This is a genomic window from Xanthovirga aplysinae (genome assembly GCF_009711365.1).
In the GTDB taxonomy this organism is placed as follows: domain Bacteria; phylum Bacteroidota; class Bacteroidia; order Cytophagales; family Cyclobacteriaceae; genus Xanthovirga; species Xanthovirga aplysinae.
Genome location: NZ_SMMB01000102.1, coordinates 1 through 350 on the forward strand (window position 1 = coordinate 1; position 350 = coordinate 350).

Below are 350 nucleotides of genomic sequence, written 5' to 3' on the forward strand. Positions count from 1 at the left end.
AATATGTTTACCCCATCTTCCACCTGCATATCGATCTTTGAAGTAAAGATTTAAGGAGTCTTCAAAAGAGCCAGTATATCCAAAGTTGGTGCTATGATGATAAAGGGATGTTAAAACATCAAAAGGGTTCCTTGCAACATAGATATATTTTGATTTTGATTTTGGCAATTTTCCATATTGTAAATGAGTAGTAATTATTCTTCTATTGGTAAATTCATTTGAAAGATCAGTTTGTTTATCTATCCTTTCTAAATAAGGACACACCTCATGAATATGATTAAAATTCATTTTCCCATCAGAACAAAGTTGATACATTATCATTTGTAACCATGTCGTACCCGACTTTGGAA

The 350-nt window shown here is 31.4% G+C and carries 1 protein-coding gene; it reads right to left on the reverse strand.

Annotation, left to right across the window (positions count from 1 at the left end; translation table 11 throughout):
- A partial coding sequence (locus E1171_RS00115; protein ID WP_187696087.1) for a sulfotransferase domain-containing protein occupies positions 1-350 on the reverse strand: 350 nt, incomplete at both ends.